Origin of the sequence: Nocardia sp. NPDC059195 (assembly GCF_042754695.1) — a bacterium.
Lineage (GTDB): Bacteria > Actinomycetota > Actinomycetes > Mycobacteriales > Mycobacteriaceae > Nocardia.
Genome location: NZ_JBHZBG010000030.1, coordinates 51,929 through 66,438, shown reverse-complemented (window position 1 = coordinate 66,438; position 14,510 = coordinate 51,929). Strand labels below are relative to the sequence as shown.

The 14,510-nt window shown below is 66.8% G+C and carries 14 protein-coding genes; 4 read left to right on the top strand and 10 right to left on the bottom strand.

What is annotated here, in order from left to right:
• Window positions 1–106 precede the first annotated feature (106 nt).
• Window positions 107–1,468, top strand: a complete 1,362-nt coding sequence (locus tag ACFXKN_RS28045) for a D-alanyl-D-alanine carboxypeptidase family protein (protein WP_379434139.1) — start codon at window positions 107–109, stop codon at window positions 1,466–1,468.
• Window positions 1,469–1,473: 5 nt separating this feature from the next.
• Here ACFXKN_RS28045 and yhjD read toward each other — a convergent pair whose 3' ends face one another.
• The 3 genes from yhjD to ACFXKN_RS28030 all read right to left on the bottom strand — a co-directional run bounded on the left by yhjD (window position 1,474) and on the right by ACFXKN_RS28030 (window position 4,611).
• Window positions 1,474–2,496: an inner membrane protein YhjD gene (gene yhjD / locus ACFXKN_RS28040; RefSeq protein ID WP_379434138.1), complete on the bottom strand. Its 1,023-nt coding sequence runs from the start codon at window positions 2,494–2,496 to the stop codon at window positions 1,474–1,476.
• 41 nt (window positions 2,497–2,537) lie between these two features.
• Window positions 2,538–3,569, bottom strand: coding sequence for a tryptophan--tRNA ligase (trpS, locus tag ACFXKN_RS28035; protein ID WP_378971387.1), 1,032 nt, complete (start codon window positions 3,567–3,569; stop codon window positions 2,538–2,540).
• A gap of 64 nt (window positions 3,570–3,633) precedes the next feature.
• Complete coding sequence (locus ACFXKN_RS28030; RefSeq protein ID WP_378971392.1) at window positions 3,634–4,611, bottom strand: oxygenase MpaB family protein; 978 nt, start codon at window positions 4,609–4,611, stop codon at window positions 3,634–3,636.
• Window positions 4,612–4,714: 103 nt separating this feature from the next.
• On the opposite strand from ACFXKN_RS28030, the gene ACFXKN_RS28025 reads away from it, so the two are divergent.
• Window positions 4,715–5,353: a TetR/AcrR family transcriptional regulator gene (locus tag ACFXKN_RS28025; RefSeq protein ID WP_378971403.1), complete on the top strand. Its 639-nt coding sequence runs from the start codon at window positions 4,715–4,717 to the stop codon at window positions 5,351–5,353.
• An 82-nt stretch (window positions 5,354–5,435) separates the two neighbouring features.
• Here the strand turns inward: ACFXKN_RS28025 and ACFXKN_RS28020 are convergent, their stop codons facing one another.
• The 5 genes from ACFXKN_RS28020 to ACFXKN_RS28000 all read right to left on the bottom strand — a co-directional run bounded on the left by ACFXKN_RS28020 (window position 5,436) and on the right by ACFXKN_RS28000 (window position 9,620).
• Complete coding sequence (locus ACFXKN_RS28020; protein WP_379434137.1) at window positions 5,436–7,304, bottom strand: VWA domain-containing protein; 1,869 nt, start codon at window positions 7,302–7,304, stop codon at window positions 5,436–5,438.
• A 94-nt stretch (window positions 7,305–7,398) separates the two neighbouring features.
• Entirely contained in the window at window positions 7,399–7,767 is a 369-nt protein-coding gene (locus ACFXKN_RS28015; RefSeq protein WP_378971412.1) for a hypothetical protein, read from the bottom strand.
• 106 nt (window positions 7,768–7,873) lie between these two features.
• The gene (locus ACFXKN_RS28010; RefSeq protein ID WP_378971415.1) at window positions 7,874–8,353 is read right to left on the bottom strand and encodes a barstar family protein; all 480 of its coding nucleotides are present in this window, start codon (window positions 8,351–8,353) and stop codon (window positions 7,874–7,876) included.
• The gene (locus ACFXKN_RS28005; RefSeq protein ID WP_378971424.1) at window positions 8,353–8,844 is read right to left on the bottom strand and encodes a ribonuclease domain-containing protein; all 492 of its coding nucleotides are present in this window, start codon (window positions 8,842–8,844) and stop codon (window positions 8,353–8,355) included. Before ACFXKN_RS28005 ends, ACFXKN_RS28010 begins: the two co-directional genes overlap by 1 nt.
• A complete protein-coding gene (locus ACFXKN_RS28000; protein WP_378971430.1) occupies window positions 8,841–9,620 on the bottom strand; it encodes an exodeoxyribonuclease III in 780 nt (259 codons plus the stop codon). Before ACFXKN_RS28000 ends, ACFXKN_RS28005 begins: the two co-directional genes overlap by 4 nt.
• Window positions 9,621–9,687: 67 nt before the next feature.
• On the opposite strand from ACFXKN_RS28000, the gene ACFXKN_RS27995 reads away from it, so the two are divergent.
• Window positions 9,688–10,542 (top strand): alpha/beta fold hydrolase, encoded by an 855-nt coding sequence (locus ACFXKN_RS27995; RefSeq protein ID WP_378971441.1) that lies wholly within the window; start codon window positions 9,688–9,690, stop codon window positions 10,540–10,542.
• Between the two features lie 40 nt (window positions 10,543–10,582).
• Here ACFXKN_RS27995 and ACFXKN_RS27990 read toward each other — a convergent pair whose 3' ends face one another.
• Entirely contained in the window at window positions 10,583–11,812 is a 1,230-nt protein-coding gene (locus ACFXKN_RS27990) for an acyl-CoA dehydrogenase family protein (RefSeq protein WP_378971446.1), read from the bottom strand.
• 191 nt (window positions 11,813–12,003) lie between these two features.
• Between ACFXKN_RS27990 and ACFXKN_RS27985 the strand changes: the two genes are divergently transcribed.
• Complete coding sequence (locus tag ACFXKN_RS27985) at window positions 12,004–13,629, top strand: purine-cytosine permease family protein (RefSeq protein WP_378971455.1); 1,626 nt, start codon at window positions 12,004–12,006, stop codon at window positions 13,627–13,629.
• Window positions 13,630–13,674: 45 nt separating this feature from the next.
• On the opposite strand, the gene ACFXKN_RS27980 is transcribed toward ACFXKN_RS27985, so the two are convergent.
• Entirely contained in the window at window positions 13,675–14,424 is a 750-nt protein-coding gene (locus tag ACFXKN_RS27980; protein ID WP_378971465.1) for an SDR family oxidoreductase, read from the bottom strand.
• Between the last annotated feature and the right edge of the window lie 86 nt (window positions 14,425–14,510).

Here is a 14,510-nt window from a genome sequence, read left to right as displayed (position 1 = left end):
ACTAGTGACTGTCAATAGTTGCTCGGCTCGGGCAGCGGCCCCGGGCGTGTCGAATCGCGAAAGACCGGGGAACACACCGCGGCAGCGACTACTAGGCTGCGAGGCGATGAGGATTCGTGAAGTCGGCCTGCGCGCCGCATGCTTTCTCGGCGCTGCCGTCACCGTCACCGCTCTCGCAGGCGCTCCCGCTGTCGCCGTACCCGCCACCGACGGGCCGTCGACCAGCGCGCCCGCACCGGGCGCCCCACCCACACCGGGCGACACGACACCACCGGCCGACGGCCCGAGCACCACGACCACGCCCCCGTTCACCACGCCGAACACCGACGACTGCCCACAGAAGACACAGCCGCCCCCACCGATCGACACCTCGGAGGTGCCTGCCCCCGGCGAACCGACACCGAGCCGGCTACCCGTGCCATCCCCCGCTATCGGCGGTCAGCGGATGGGCGGCTGCGGCGTGGTCGTGCCCGACGGTGCGCCCCCGGTTCCGGCCGAGATCTCGGCCACCGGGTGGATGGTCTCCGACCTCGACACCGGTCGCGTGCTCGCCGCCAAGGACCCGCACGGCCGCTACCGCCCCGCCAGCACGATCAAGGTCGCACTCGCTATCGTGGCGCTGCGCAGCCTGGATCTGGACAAGGTCGTCATCGGGACGCAGGCCGACGCCGACGTCGAGGGCACCCGGGTCGGCATCGGCCCCGGCGGGCGCTACACCAACCGCCAGCTCATGCAGGCCCTGATCATGTGCTCGGGCAACGACGCCGCCCACGCCATCGCCACTCAGCTCGGCGGCGACAAGGCCACCGTGACCAAGATGAACGAGGTGGCGAAGTCGTTGCGCGCGTTGGATACTCGCGCGGCGACCCCGTCCGGTCTCGACGGGCCAGGCATGAGCACCTCGGCCTACGACCTGTCGGTGCTGTTCCGCGAGGCGATGAACATCCCGCTGTTCGCCGAACTGATCCACACCGAACAAGCCGACTTCCCCGGTTTCCCCGCCGACCCGAAGATTCCCGGCGACGAGGATCACCCCGGCTTCCCGATCGGCAACGACAACCAGCTGCTCTACAACTACGCGGGCGCGATCGGCGGCAAGACCGGTTTCACCGACGACGCCCGCCAGACCTTCGTCGCCGCCGCCGAACGCGACGGACATCGCCTGGTCGTCACCCTGCTCAAAGCCGACGTCCGCCCGATCCGGCCCTGGGAGCAGGCCGCGCGCCTACTGGACTACGGCTTCGCCCTCGACACCGACGCCAGGATCGGCAAGCTGCCCGAATCAGGCAGCGAGGCAGTACAACCCAGCGTTCCCCTGGCGTCCCCGCCGCCGCGAGCCGACGGTTCCCAACCCGAGCCCGTACGACCGGCACACCAGGGCGCCCGCATCGCCACCCTGATCGGCGGCCCCTTACTGGTCGTCGTACTGCTGCTGTGGGCGCGTAAGGCATTCCGCCGCAGTCGCTGACACCGCTACCGGCGTTTGCCGACGAGCATCAAGGTGAGCGCCGCGACGGCCCCTGCCCCGAAATAGGCGGCGCCTGCCCCGGTCGACATCCCGTGCGCGACCGCCCGCGGCCGGATCACCACCGCGTTCGGCGGCGCGACCGTCACGTCATGCTCGTTGTCCGACGACGTGGCCGCCCACGCCGTCGCGAACAGCAGAATCCGATAGGACATGTAGCTGAACACCATCAGGCCGATGATCGACCCGAACGTCGCACCCACCGGGCTGGACAGCACCGCCCGCAGGTAGATCGCAGCGATGATCTTGAAGATCTCGAAGGCCACCGCGGCCAGCACCGCCGCCCGCGCCGCACTCCGCAACGACACCGGCTCGCGCGGCAGTCGCGCGATCATCCACGCGAACACCGCCCACGACGCGAGCAACCCGAGCGCGATCGAGACCAGCCGCAGCACCAGCGTCGCCCCGGGCAGATGGTCCGCGCCGAGCAGCTCGAGCACCCGCTTACTCAGCCCGCTCGCCGAGATCGCCGACAAACCGAGCGAGACCGCGAAGGCCAGGCCGAGACCGACCAACGCACCGAGATCCGACAGTTTGGCCAGCCACCAAGGCTTTTCAGGACTGTGGCTCGCCCACTGCTCGGTGAGCGCGGCCCGCAGGTTCGCGATCCAGCCGAGCCCGGTGTAGAGGCCGACCAGCAGGCCGATCACCCCGACCGTGCCGCGGGAGTTGATCGCCTGTTCGATGAGGTCGTTGATCTGGGTGCCGAAGGAGCTGGGAACCTTCTCGACGACCTTGTCCTGCAACTCGGTCAGCAGATCCGGCTGCCCGGCCAGAATGAAACCGGCCACCGAGAAGGCCACCATCAGCAGTGGAAACAGTGACAGCACAGTGAAATACGTGATGCCGGCGGCGAAGAAGTCGCCGCGCTGACTCTGGAACCGCCCGCCGGCCCTGACCAGGTGATCCAGCCAAGGCCTGCGCCCGATCTGGGACTCGACGGCGGCCGAGATGTTGTCGATCAACTGCATGACGCGCGCCCCTTCAGCGAAAACCTCAGGTGCGCAACGGGTCAGCGAGCGAGGAAGCCAACCCGGTCGTACACCTGAGCAAGTGTGTTGCCTGCGATCTCCCGCGCCCGCTCGGCACCCGCGGCCAGAATCCGGTCCAGTTCAGCCTGATCGGACAGGTATTCCTGCACTTTTTTCTGCACGGGCGTGACGAATTCGACCAGCGCGTCGGCCACCTCGGCCTTGAGATCACCGTAGCCCTTACCCTCGAAATTCACCTCGAGGTCGACGATCGGGGTTTCGCGCAGCGAGCTCAGGATGACCAGCAGATTGCTCACGCCCGCCTTGTTCTCCGGGTCGTAGCGGATCTCGCGCTCGGTGTCGGTGACCGCCGAACGAATCTTCTTGGCGGTGATCTTCGGGTCGTCGAGCAGGTTGATCAGCCCGGCGTCGCTGGAGGCCGACTTGCTCATCTTCGCGGTGGGATCCTGCAGATCGAAGATCTTCGCGGTGCCCTTGACGATGTGCGGCTCCGGCACGACGAAGGTCTTCTTGTAGCGAGTGTTGAAGCGCTGGGCCAGATTTCGGGTCAGCTCGAGATGTTGACGCTGGTCCTCGCCGACCGGCACCTGGTGCGGGCGGTAGAGCAGGATGTCGGCGGCCATCAGCACCGGGTAGGTGAACAGGCCGACGGTCGCGTTGTCGGCGCCCTGCTTGACCGACTTGTCCTTGAACTGGGTCATCCGGCTGGCCTCGCCGAAACCGGTGATACAGCTGAGGACCCAGGTCAGCTCGGCGTGCTCGGGCACCTGGCTCTGCACGAACAGCGTGGACTTCGCCGGGTCGATACCGAGCGCGAGCAACTGGGCGACAGCGGCCTTGGTGCGGGCCCGCAGCGCCTTGGGATCCTGATTGACGGTGATCGCGTGCATATCCGGGATGAAGTACAGCGCGTCGTACTCGTCCTGCAGGGTCACCCAGTACTGCAGCGCACCCAGGTAGTTGCCGAGGTGGAAGGAGTCGCTGGTGGGCTGGATGCCCGACAGCACCCGCTGCTTACGTTCGGCCGTCGCGGCCGGGGCAGGACTGGACATGCCCCAATCCTTCCATGACGCTCAAGCTGTGTTGTCTGGCGGTACTCCCGAGGGCCCTGCGTGGTTACGCTGCGCTGCCGCCTCCGGGCCCGCCGGTCGCACCGCAATTTCGCTGCACCCAGTTGCGCGGATCGACACCGGGCATGCTCGGGTGGCCCGTCTTCACCATGCGCTGTTCGCGCCGGGCCAGTAGCTGGTAGGACGGTGCGCTCGGTCCGGCGAGGGTGCCCGCGAGTACCCGGGGCGCCAGCGGTGGGGTGAGGTGGGCGGTGCGGATGCTGCGGCACAGCGCACGGTGGGCGAGTTCGTCGGCGATGCCCCACTCGATGCCGTACATCTGCCGGATCCGGGCCGGGAGACTGCCCTGCACCAGCAGATACAGCGCCGTACCGACCTGCTCGACGGGCGGACGCAGCCGGTAGGCCTTGCGATGGCCTGCCAGATAGGAACCGACCAGGGCCGCCTCGTCGGTGAGGAACAGTTCGGTCGAGTTCAGATAGGTGTCGAAGTAGCGGCGGAAGGCCGGGTAGTCGGCGGGCGCGGCGTCACGCGGCATGCCGAACAGCTCGCCCCAGCGGACGTAGTCCTGGTAGAGGTCTTCGCGTTCGGTGGCGGTGAGTTCACGCACCAGGCGGTCGTACATCACCTCGGCCGAATCGAAGGTGAAGGCCATGGTCATGAACATCAGATGCGGATCATGGGCCGCGTAGGCGGTGCCTGCGGGGTGGTGGGCGCCCGCGTCTTCGGGCAGGGTGCCGACCACCGCGTCGTGCTTGCGCCGGGTGAAGGCCAGCGCGCGATCGGCTTCGGCCTTGCTGCCGAGAAACACCGCCTCGAACAGGGCGCCGGTGATAGCCAGCCGGGTGTAGGGGGTTTCCCGATGCGCGGTGTGTTCACTGGTGCCGACGAACAGCAGCGGATGCACCGCGCCGATCACCAACGCCCGCACGCCATAGGTCAGACCGACCGCGCGCTTGCTCATCACCCGCCGGATCATCGAATCGTCGGCGAAATATCCGGGTTCGCCCTGCCGTGTAGCCATGCTGCGCCTCCTCGTCGAGTGCATCTGGCAATAGAATCCCCCAGAATTGATATTCTGGCAAGAGTCTCTACCAGAACCACACGGGAGGACAGCGGCACGCACAATGGACGCCGTGGCAGCACAACGGACATACGGTGGCGTTTCGGCGCAGGAGCGCCGATCCCAGCGGCGCACCGCGCTGCTCGACGCGGCGCTCGACCTCGTCGCCGAGGACGGGCAGGCCAAACTCACCGTCGCCGGGCTGTGCGCCCGCGCCGGTCTCAACGAGCGCTACTACTACGAGAGTTTCGAACGTCGTGACGGCGTGCTGGAAGCCCTGCTCGACCGCATCGCCGAGGAACTCACCGCGGCGATCGCGACGGCACTGGCGACCGCGGCCCCCGACAGCCGCACCCAAGCCCATGCCGCGATCGACGCGGGTATCTCGGTGCTCACCGACGATCCACGCAAGGCACACGCCGCGCTGATCGCGGGCATGGCTACACCGGAATTGCGTGCGCGCACCGCTCGCACGGTGCGCGCGTTCGCCCGGCTCGTCGCCGCGGAAGGCACCGGCTTCTATGGCGGCAACGTCCCGCAGAACCTGGTCGACTTCCGGGCGATCTATCTCGTCGGCGGGTTGACCCAGACCCTCACGACCTGGCTCGCCGGCGATCTGGACCTCACCCGCGAGGAGTTGATCGACCAGATCACCGACGTTTTCGTTCTCCTGGGCGACGACCTAGCCCAGCGCTACCGCTGACTGGAACGGACCGCATAGGCCGGTGCAGAGCGTCGACGACCCATTGTTCAGCCAACTGTGGGAACACCCACCGGAGCGCTCGCTACCGGCGGTTGCGTTTACGCAGCAGGGTGATCAGGACGACGCCACCGATGGTGAGGGCGACCGCGATGAGCGCGATGCTGGTGCCGAGCAGCGCCGTGGAGCTGTCGTCGTCGGAGTCCGCGTTCTGTGCGGTGTCGGGCTTGTCCTCGACAGCGCTACTGGTGGACCCAGGCGCGGTCTGATAGGTGGGGCCCGGCTCCGGTGTGCCGGTCACCGCCAGGTCCAGCTCGATGGGCACGGGACGGACGGCACCGCGGTCCTGAACGGTCGGTGCTGCCTGCACGGCGATGTAGTACCAGCCGGCCAGTGCGTTTTCCGACACCTCTTTTTCCGAGGATTCGCGGTTTCGGTAGCGGACCTCGGGGATGGCCAAGGCTTCCCTGCTGGTGGGCACGGTATCGGGCGAACCGTTGTAGGACGAGAATTCGTGGTCGATCTCTGCGCGGTACGGCGTGTACAGCGTGGTGGTGACGGCCGAGACATTGTCCAGGCCCCGACCCGATGTCTCGAGGAAGCGCACCCGATAGGCCAAGCCCTGACCCCAGTCGAGTTTCACCTTGTAGAACACGAATTCGCCGCGCTGCAAGGTGTCGCTGTAGACACCGGACCCGTCGAGCGCGGTCGCCACGTTGAACGAGCCGCCGCCGGCCACCGGCTCGACCGGACTGCTCGGCACGGTGAACGACACCGGTTCGGGTCGCGCTGCCGGGCCCGCGTCGGTGACGCCCGGTTCGACCGCGACGTTCAGTTCCAGCGGCAACGTCGGCGGTGCGCTGTCGGCGACACCGGCCCATTCCACGGTGAAGTAGTACCGGCCGCCGCCCTTGCATTTGTCGGTGCGCACCGTGCCGTCCTTCGGTTCGGTCGCGCCGGTCCATTTCGAACCGACCGTGAGCGCCACACCATCGGTGGATCGCACGGCGCTCTCGTGTTCGAAGACGTTGCAGTCCTTGCCTTCTGCGCCGAATACCCGCATGTACATGCTGTTGTTCGCACGCACCGCGTCGTCGCCGAGCGGAAAGGACACCGTGCCGCTGAAGTAGGCGGTGGCCCCCTCTGGCACGTCGACGGCGTAGTAGCGCGGCTTTTTGTGGCCGATGGTGTCGAGGTATTGCCCCGGCACTACCACCGGTGCGTCCTGGTAGCCCTCGCCACCTTCGACCGGAGTGCCCGCCGACGCGTAGACGCGCAATGCCGCGGTGCTCACCCGGGGCAGCACCTGCTCGAGCGCTGTGCCGTCGGCGGCGTCGGTGTAGGTGCCACCGGTGGTCTCCGCGATGCAGGTCAGCTGGGCGCGGGAGGCGTCGTCGACACCGAAACCGATGGCGTGCATGACGATTTCGGCGCCGCCCGCGCTGAGTTCGCGCGCGACCTCGCACGGGTCGGGCGGTGCGCAGGTGTCGAGGCCGTCGGAGACCAGCACGATCGAACGCGGTCCCTCGGTCGGCAGCGCACCCGCGGCGGTGCGCAGCGCGGCGCCGATCGGGGTGAAGCCGCTGGGCGTGATGTTGTCGACAGCCGTTGTGAGCGCGGGCTTGTCGATGGTGTCGGCCGCTTCGAGCACCGACACGTCGCGGCAACCCGCCGCCTTCTCGGCATCCGTGGAGCCGGTGCCGGTGCCGTAGACCGACAGCCCGACCTTCGCCTCGGTGGGCGCGCTCGCCACGAAGCCGCGCACCGCCTTCTTCGCCGCGTCCATCTTGGTGCCGCCACTGGGGTCGGCGGCCAGCATCGAGCCGGAGGCGTCGAGCACCAACATGGTCGGTGCGTACGTGGTGTCCGACGGCGCGGCGAACGCGGGAACGGCCAGCGGCAACAGCCCGATCGCTCCTGCCGTCGCCAGAAGGATCAATGTCGCGAAACGCACGGCAGAACTCCGTCCCGATCCGCCGGACCTCGACGCATCAGTCATCGACCCTAGCCGCGCGAACCTCGCATAAGGAACCCTACGGACACGAGCGTCATTCCCACGCGCAGTTCGGTCCGAAGCTGACACACGGATCCGACGAGCCGTTGTACAACCAAGCGAGCGCCTCGTTGATGCTCAGCACGACCTCCGGCGTCATCAGCGCCGATCCGCTGTCGGCCACCGGCACCGCCTGCGGCGCGCTCGCGGCGCCGACGGGGACGCACGTATCGAGCATGATCCCGTCGCACGGCTGGGAAGAACCGAGCCCGATCTGCTGCAACAGAACTTCGATCAGGGCACCGTCGGACGATCCGGCCGCGGGCCCCGCGACCGGCGCCGTCATCGCATCGGCCGAGGCCACCGCGGCACCCGACATCATGATCGCGGCGGCAATGCCCGCACTCGCCAATACTCGCTTCATCGTGTTCAGTTCTCCTCATCGGCGGCCTCCGCAGCCGCGCGGTGAGAATGTTAAGCGGGCTGGCTACGCGGTGGCAGCCGCCAATTCCGGTGGCACCGGAATCAGGTCAGGAGGACAGGGCGACCGCGCCGAAGGTTTCCGGGTCAGCCTGTAGGACAACGCGGAAGGCGACATCGCGGCGGGTCCAGTAGGCGGCGCAGTCGCGCATCGCCGCGTCGAACCAGGCGCGTTCGGTGGGTTGCTCGGCCAGCAAGTCGTCGGCGGTGCGGACGACCGCGACGAAGCCGGGGGCGTCGCCGACGAAATCGTCCAGGTCACGCAGGCATTCGTCGAAGGCGTCCTTGTTGGCGCCGAAGTAGTACGGGAACTGGAAGGCCGCGGCGAACTCGTCGAACAGCTCCGCCATGGTGCGCATCTTGGTGCCGCGCAGTTCGCGCACGCGGTAGTCGGCGGGGGCGTCGTAGCGAACGCCGCTGAACTGGTTGGCATCCACCGGCAACGCACCGAGCACCGGTGTCGTGGCGGCGGTCGGTGCCTCGGCGGTGGGGCGAGCAAGGAACTGCGACAGCGTCATTCGCGAAGTCATCAGCGCATCCTGGTGAAGGTTTCGTAGTGGTCGCCGGTGTACCAGGCGGAGCCGTCGCTGCCGGTGACGATGCGTTCGGCGTCACGACCCCGATTGCGCTGCTTGGGATTGACATCCCACTCCTGGTACTTCACCGGATTGCCCGCCGAATCTTTGGGCGGCAGTTTGGTTCCACGGTTCATGAACTGCTCGCCGCCCTTGGTGCCCTGCGCGTTGGCCGAGCCGGGCCAGCGACCGGCATCGATTTCGACCAGGGTGGTGTAGGCGCGGTCGGGCACACCGGCGGTCTTGGTCACCGGCGAGGCCGACGAATTCCCGGCGGGCGGGCCGGGTTTCGGCGCGCTGACGGTGGTGGTGATCCCGGCTACGGCCCGCGTGGTGGTCGTGGTGGTGGTGTCGGTACCACGACCGCCGAACAACGTCAGGCCGATGGCCGCCAGGACCAGCACAAGTCCGCCGAGCAGGCTGAGAGTCTTGCGTGAGAGTTTCATCGGAACTGGACAGTAACCGGCGCGTGGTCGGACCAGCGCTGGTCGTAGGCGTCAGCGCGCTCGACGACGGCCTGCTTGGCGCGACCGGTCAGCTCGCCGCGGGCCAGCGGGTAGTCGATTCTCCATCCGGAGTCATTATCGAAGGCGCGGCCGCGGTAGGACCACCAGCTGTAGGGGCCCGCTACGTCGGGGTGCAGGGCGCGCACCACGTCGACGTAGCCCGCGGCGAGCAGTTCGGCGATCCAGGCGCGTTCCTCGGGCAGGAAGCCCGCCGACTTCTGGTTGCCCTTCCAGTTCTTCAGGTCGACCTCGGCGGGGGCGATATTCCAGTCGCCACTCACCACGAACTCGCCGGTGCGCGACTTCAGGTACGCGCCCAGCTCGGCCATGAACCGGTACTTCTCGTCCTGCTTGGGGGTGTTCTCCTCCCCTGAGTGCACGTAGACGCTCGCCGCGGTGACGTCGCCGAAATCGGCCTCGATATAGCGGCCCGCCTCGGCGAACTCGGTGCTGCCGAACCCGATACGCACGGCGTCGGGTGCGCGCCGCGACAGAATCCCCACGCCCGCGCGGCCCTTGGATTCCGGCTCGGCGTGGGAGAGCACCCAACCCGCGTCGAGCGCGGGGGCCAGCGCCGCCGCGGTCTGCGCGTCGGTCGCCCTGGTCTCCTGTAGGCAGACGATGTCGGCTTCGGTCGCCGCCAACCAGGCCACCATGCCCTTGGTCGAAGCGGCACGGACCCCGTTGACGTTCACAGTGGAGAGGATTATCGGCACCGTACGACCGTACAATGCAGGCAGGGATACTCCCCCGGACACCGTCGTCCAGGAAGGGGTGATGACGATGACGTCACGCACCGCCAAATCCACCGCCCGCCCCACGCCCGTCGCGGCGCTGCATATCGGGTCCGGCGACCCGGTCTTGTTGCTACACGGGTTCCTGCTGTCGCCGCACTGCTGGGAGCAGGTCGCGCAACGGATGTCGGCCCATTGCGAGGTATACGCGCCCGCGTTCGCCGGGCATTGGGGTGGCCCGAAGGTCGAAGGCTGGGCAATGGATGTGTATGCCCTGGCCGATCAGATCGAAGACCAGCTCGACGAGCTCGGCTGGCGCACCTGCCATATCGCGGGCAATTCGCTGGGCGGTTGGGTCGGCCTCGAACTGGCGCGACGCGGCAGGGCGCGCACGCTCACCACGATCGCCGCCGCGGGCGGCTGGGCATCGCCTTCGCTGAGTCAGGTCAGGATCGGCCTCAAGTTCGCGTCGATGATTCCCTTCATCGAGATCGGCAAGCGACTCGGCGGTGTGGCGATCAACAACGCGCTCGTGCAGCAGGTGGCCGCAATGCTGGTCACCAAGCACACCGGCGCCTTCGCCCGCCGGGACCGGGCGACCTTGCTCACCGCTGTCCTGCACTGCGACGCGATGATCGCGCTGCTGCTCGGCAGCCTGCGCGCGCCGGGCATGGACGACCTCGGCGAGCTGGACACCCCGATTCGGATGCTGCTCGCCGAATACGACCGGATCATCCCCAACAGCGTGTACGCCACCCGCTACCTGCGCGAACTCCCCGAGTCGGCGGATCGGATCCTGGTGCACGGGGTGGGGCATGTGCCGATGCTGGAGGCACCCGACCGGATCGCCACGCTGATCGCCGAGCACATCTACGCCAGCCGCGGGCACCTGCGCGCGGTGTGAAACCCCGGCCGCGACAACACTGTTCGCGGCCGGGTCCGCCTCACTTCCCGAGCAGACCCTTGGCGATGTGGGTCACCTGGATCTCGTTGCTGCCCGCGTAGATCATCAGCGACTTCGCGTCACGGGCCAGCTGCTCGACCCGGTACTCGCTCATATAGCCGTTGCCGCCGAACAACTGCACCGCCTCCATGGCCACCTCGGTCGCGGCCTCCGAGCAGTACAGCTTCATCGCCGAGGCCTCGGCCAGGCTCGGCGGCTTACCCGCACGAGCACGCTCGAGCACGTTGAACACCATGTTCTGCACATTGATTCGCGCGACTTCCATCTTGGCCAGCTTGAGCTGGATCAGCTGGAAGCGACCGATCTCCTGACCCCACAGCGTGCGGTCGCGCGCGTAATCGACACAGAGCCGGTGACATTCGTCGATCACGCCGAGCGCCATGAACCCGACACCGATCCGTTCCGCGGTGAAACTGGCTCTGGCACTTTCTCTTCCGTCGCCACCCTTGTGCTCCTCGGTCTCGCCGAGCAGCCGGTCCTTGCCGAGGCGGACATTGTCGAAGAACAATTCGCCGGTCGGTGAGGAGTGCAGGCCCATCTTCTTGAACGGTTTGCCCTGGGTGAGGCCCTCCATGCCCTTGTCGAGCACGAAGGTGAGTACCTTGCGGTCGCGTTTGCCGGTGCCATCGCGCTCGTCGAGCTTGGCGTAAACGATCATCACGTCGGCGCACGGACCGTTGGTGATGAAGGTCTTCTGACCGTTGAGGATGTAGTCCTCGCCGTCGCGTTCGACGCGAGTCTGCATGCCGCCGAACGCATCCGAGCCGGAGTCGGGTTCGGTGATCGCCCAGGACGCCACCTTGCGCAAGGTGACGATGTCGGCCAGCCAACGCTGCTTCTGGGCCAGGGTGCCCCGCGACATGATGGTGGTGGCACCGAGCCCGATGCTCACCCCGAGTGCCGACACCAAACCCATACAGACGCCGGATAATTCGCTGATCAGCACCGCCATCATCGACTGCTGATCGCCGAACGGACTGCCCGGCTTCTTGCCGCCCTCGCTCGGGCCCGCCGCTTCCTTGGCGAGCATCTTCGTGACGGCGTCCTCGCCCAGCGAATCGATCCCGAACTGGCTGAACAGCTTGCGCAGGATCGGATACGGCAGCATCTCACCGCTGTCGAGGGCATCGAGGTTCGGCCGGACCTCCTTGTCGATGAACGCCCGCACGGCGTCGCGGATCATCAGATCGGTCTCGGACCATTCGAACACTGTCGTCTCCTGACGCTCGCTCCGCCCAAAAACATACACGCGTGCTTGTTTTTGCGCGGCGGTTTCAGTGACCCCGGTCACCATCGAGTCGCGTAACAGCGGCGTAACGAATCGGAAAATTCGTGTCTACATCGATGAACGACCGTCTGTGAGTCGCCGGATCGTGCGGCAGCGATGAGGGAGAGAGAGACATGGCCGGAGCAGATACAGCCGCCAAAGAAACACTCGAGGACTACACGCTGCGTTTCGCCCCGCGGAGCTACCGCAAATGGAGCCCCGCGGTCGTCGGCATCTCCGCGCTCGGCGGCATCGCCTACCTGGCCGATTTCGCGATCGGCGCGAATATCGGCATCGCCCACGGCACCGGAAACGCCCTGATCGGCATCGGTATCTTCGCCGTGGTCGTGATGCTCACCGGATTTCCGCTTGCCTATTACGCGGCGCGCTACAACATCGATCTCGATCTGATCACGCGCGGTAGCGGATTCGGCTACTACGGTTCGGTGATCACCAATATCGTGTTCGCGTCGTTCACCTTCATCTTCTTCGCGCTCGAAGGTTCGATCATGGCCCAGGGCCTGCTATTGGGCCTCGGCATTCCGTTGTGGCTCGGCTATCTCGCCTCCACGATCATCATCTTCCCGCTGGTCATCTACGGAATGAACACGCTGGCCAAACTCCAGGTGTGGACCACTCCCCTGTGGCTGCTGCTGATGGTGGCGCCGTTCGGCTTCCTGCTGGTGCGCCACCCCGATTCGGTGGGCTCGTTCTTCGCCTACGGCGGGGAAAACGGGGCGGGCGTGAGCGTTTCGGGCGCGCTGCTGGCCGCCGGCGTGTGTCTGTCGCTGATCGCCCAGATCGCCGAGCAGATCGACTACCTGCGGTTCATGCCGCCGCGCACCCCGGAGAACCGGGCCAAGTGGTGGGGCTGGATGCTGCTCGCCGGTCCGGGCTGGGTGCTGTTCGGTGCGGCCAAGCAGGTGGTCGGCCTGTTCCTCGCGGTGTACCTGATCGCGAATCTTCCTGCGGCGCAAGGCATCGCGAACCAGCCGGTGCATCAGTTCCTGGAGATCTACAAGGACATGGTGCCGGGTTGGCTGGCCATGACACTGGCCGTGGTGCTGGTGGTTATCAGCCAGGTGAAGATCAACGTGACCAACGCCTACTCGGGCTCGCTGGCCTGGACCAACTCCTACACCCGGGTCACCAAGACCTACCCGGGTCGCCTGGTGTTCCTGGTGGTCAACCTCGGTGTCGCGCTGGTGCTGATGGAGGCGAACATGTTCGACTTCCTCAATAACATCCTGGGCTTCTACGCCAACTGCGGCATCGCCTGGATCGTCACCGTGGCCACCGATATCGCGGTGAACAAGTACCTGCTGAAGATCTCGCCGAAGGTGCCGGAATTCCGGCGCGGCATGCTCTACGACTTCAACCCGGTCGGTCTGGTCGGTTTCGGGCTGTCGGCGGTGCTGTCGATCATGACCTTCTTCGGGCTGTTCGGTGAGCTGCTCAAGCCGTACTCGCCACTGGTCGCGGTGCTGGTCGCCTTTATCGCGACCCCGCTCACCGCGATCGCCACCAAGGGCAAGTACTACCTGCGGCGCGCCGACGACGGCATCGAAGCGCCAATGTTCGACGAACACGGCAATCCGTCGGGCGACCTGCTCACCTGCCATGTCACCGGCATGGACTTCGAGCGCCCGGACATGATCGCCTCGGCGGTGCCCGGTCCCGAAGGCGAGATCCAGTACATCAGCTCGCTGGCACTGTCCACGGACAAGCACGGCAAGCACCTGCTGCCCCCGCAGGACTGAGATCCCACGCGAAGGCCGTGCCCGATGGCACGGCCTTCGTCGTGTTCACATCAGTTTGCGGACCAGCGGCAGCGGCAGGATCCGCAGCGCGAAACCGACCGGCACCCACGGCCAACCGGGAACATAGGCATTGGCGCGACGCTTCTCGATCGCGGCGACCATGGCGCGGACCCCGGTTTCGGTGTCCACCATGAACTTCGGCTGATGCTTGACGCGGTCGTTCATCTCCGAGCGAATGTACCCGGGGTAGACCACCGAGACATCGACGCCCGGAATCGCTTCCGCGCGAACGCCTTCGGCCAGCGCCGCGACGCCTGCTTTGGTGGCCGCGTAGGTGGTGAGCGTCTTGGGCATGCCGCGCAGGCCGGAGATCGAGGAGATCATCACCAGGTGGCCGCGCCCCTGCGCGCGGAAGATCTTCAACGCCGCCTCGCTTTGAGCAAGGGCGGCAAGGAAATTCACCACGGCTGTCTCGCGATTGGCCTTGTGATGGCCGGTGCCCAACGGCGCGCCCTTACCGAGGCCCGCGTTGACGATCACCCGGTCGACGGTGCCGAATTCGTCGGCGAACTCGTCGAAGACAGTGAACACCGCGGCGTCATCGGTGACATCGAGTTGCTTCACCGAGACGACGCGGTCGGGGTGATCGGCGAGGATCTGCGCGCGCAGTTCGTCCAGACGCTCGGTCCGGCGAGCACACAGGCCGAGGTCGTACCCGAGCACGGCGAACTGGCGGGCCATCTCGGCGCCGAGCCCGGAGCTGGCGCCGGTGATCAGGATGGTGCCCCGGCTCACGACAGCGCCGCGGTTCGTCGGAGGGTGATTCGCGATTCCATGTGCACACGCTAACCACCACACGGTCGGCCGAGGTCAGCGGGCCG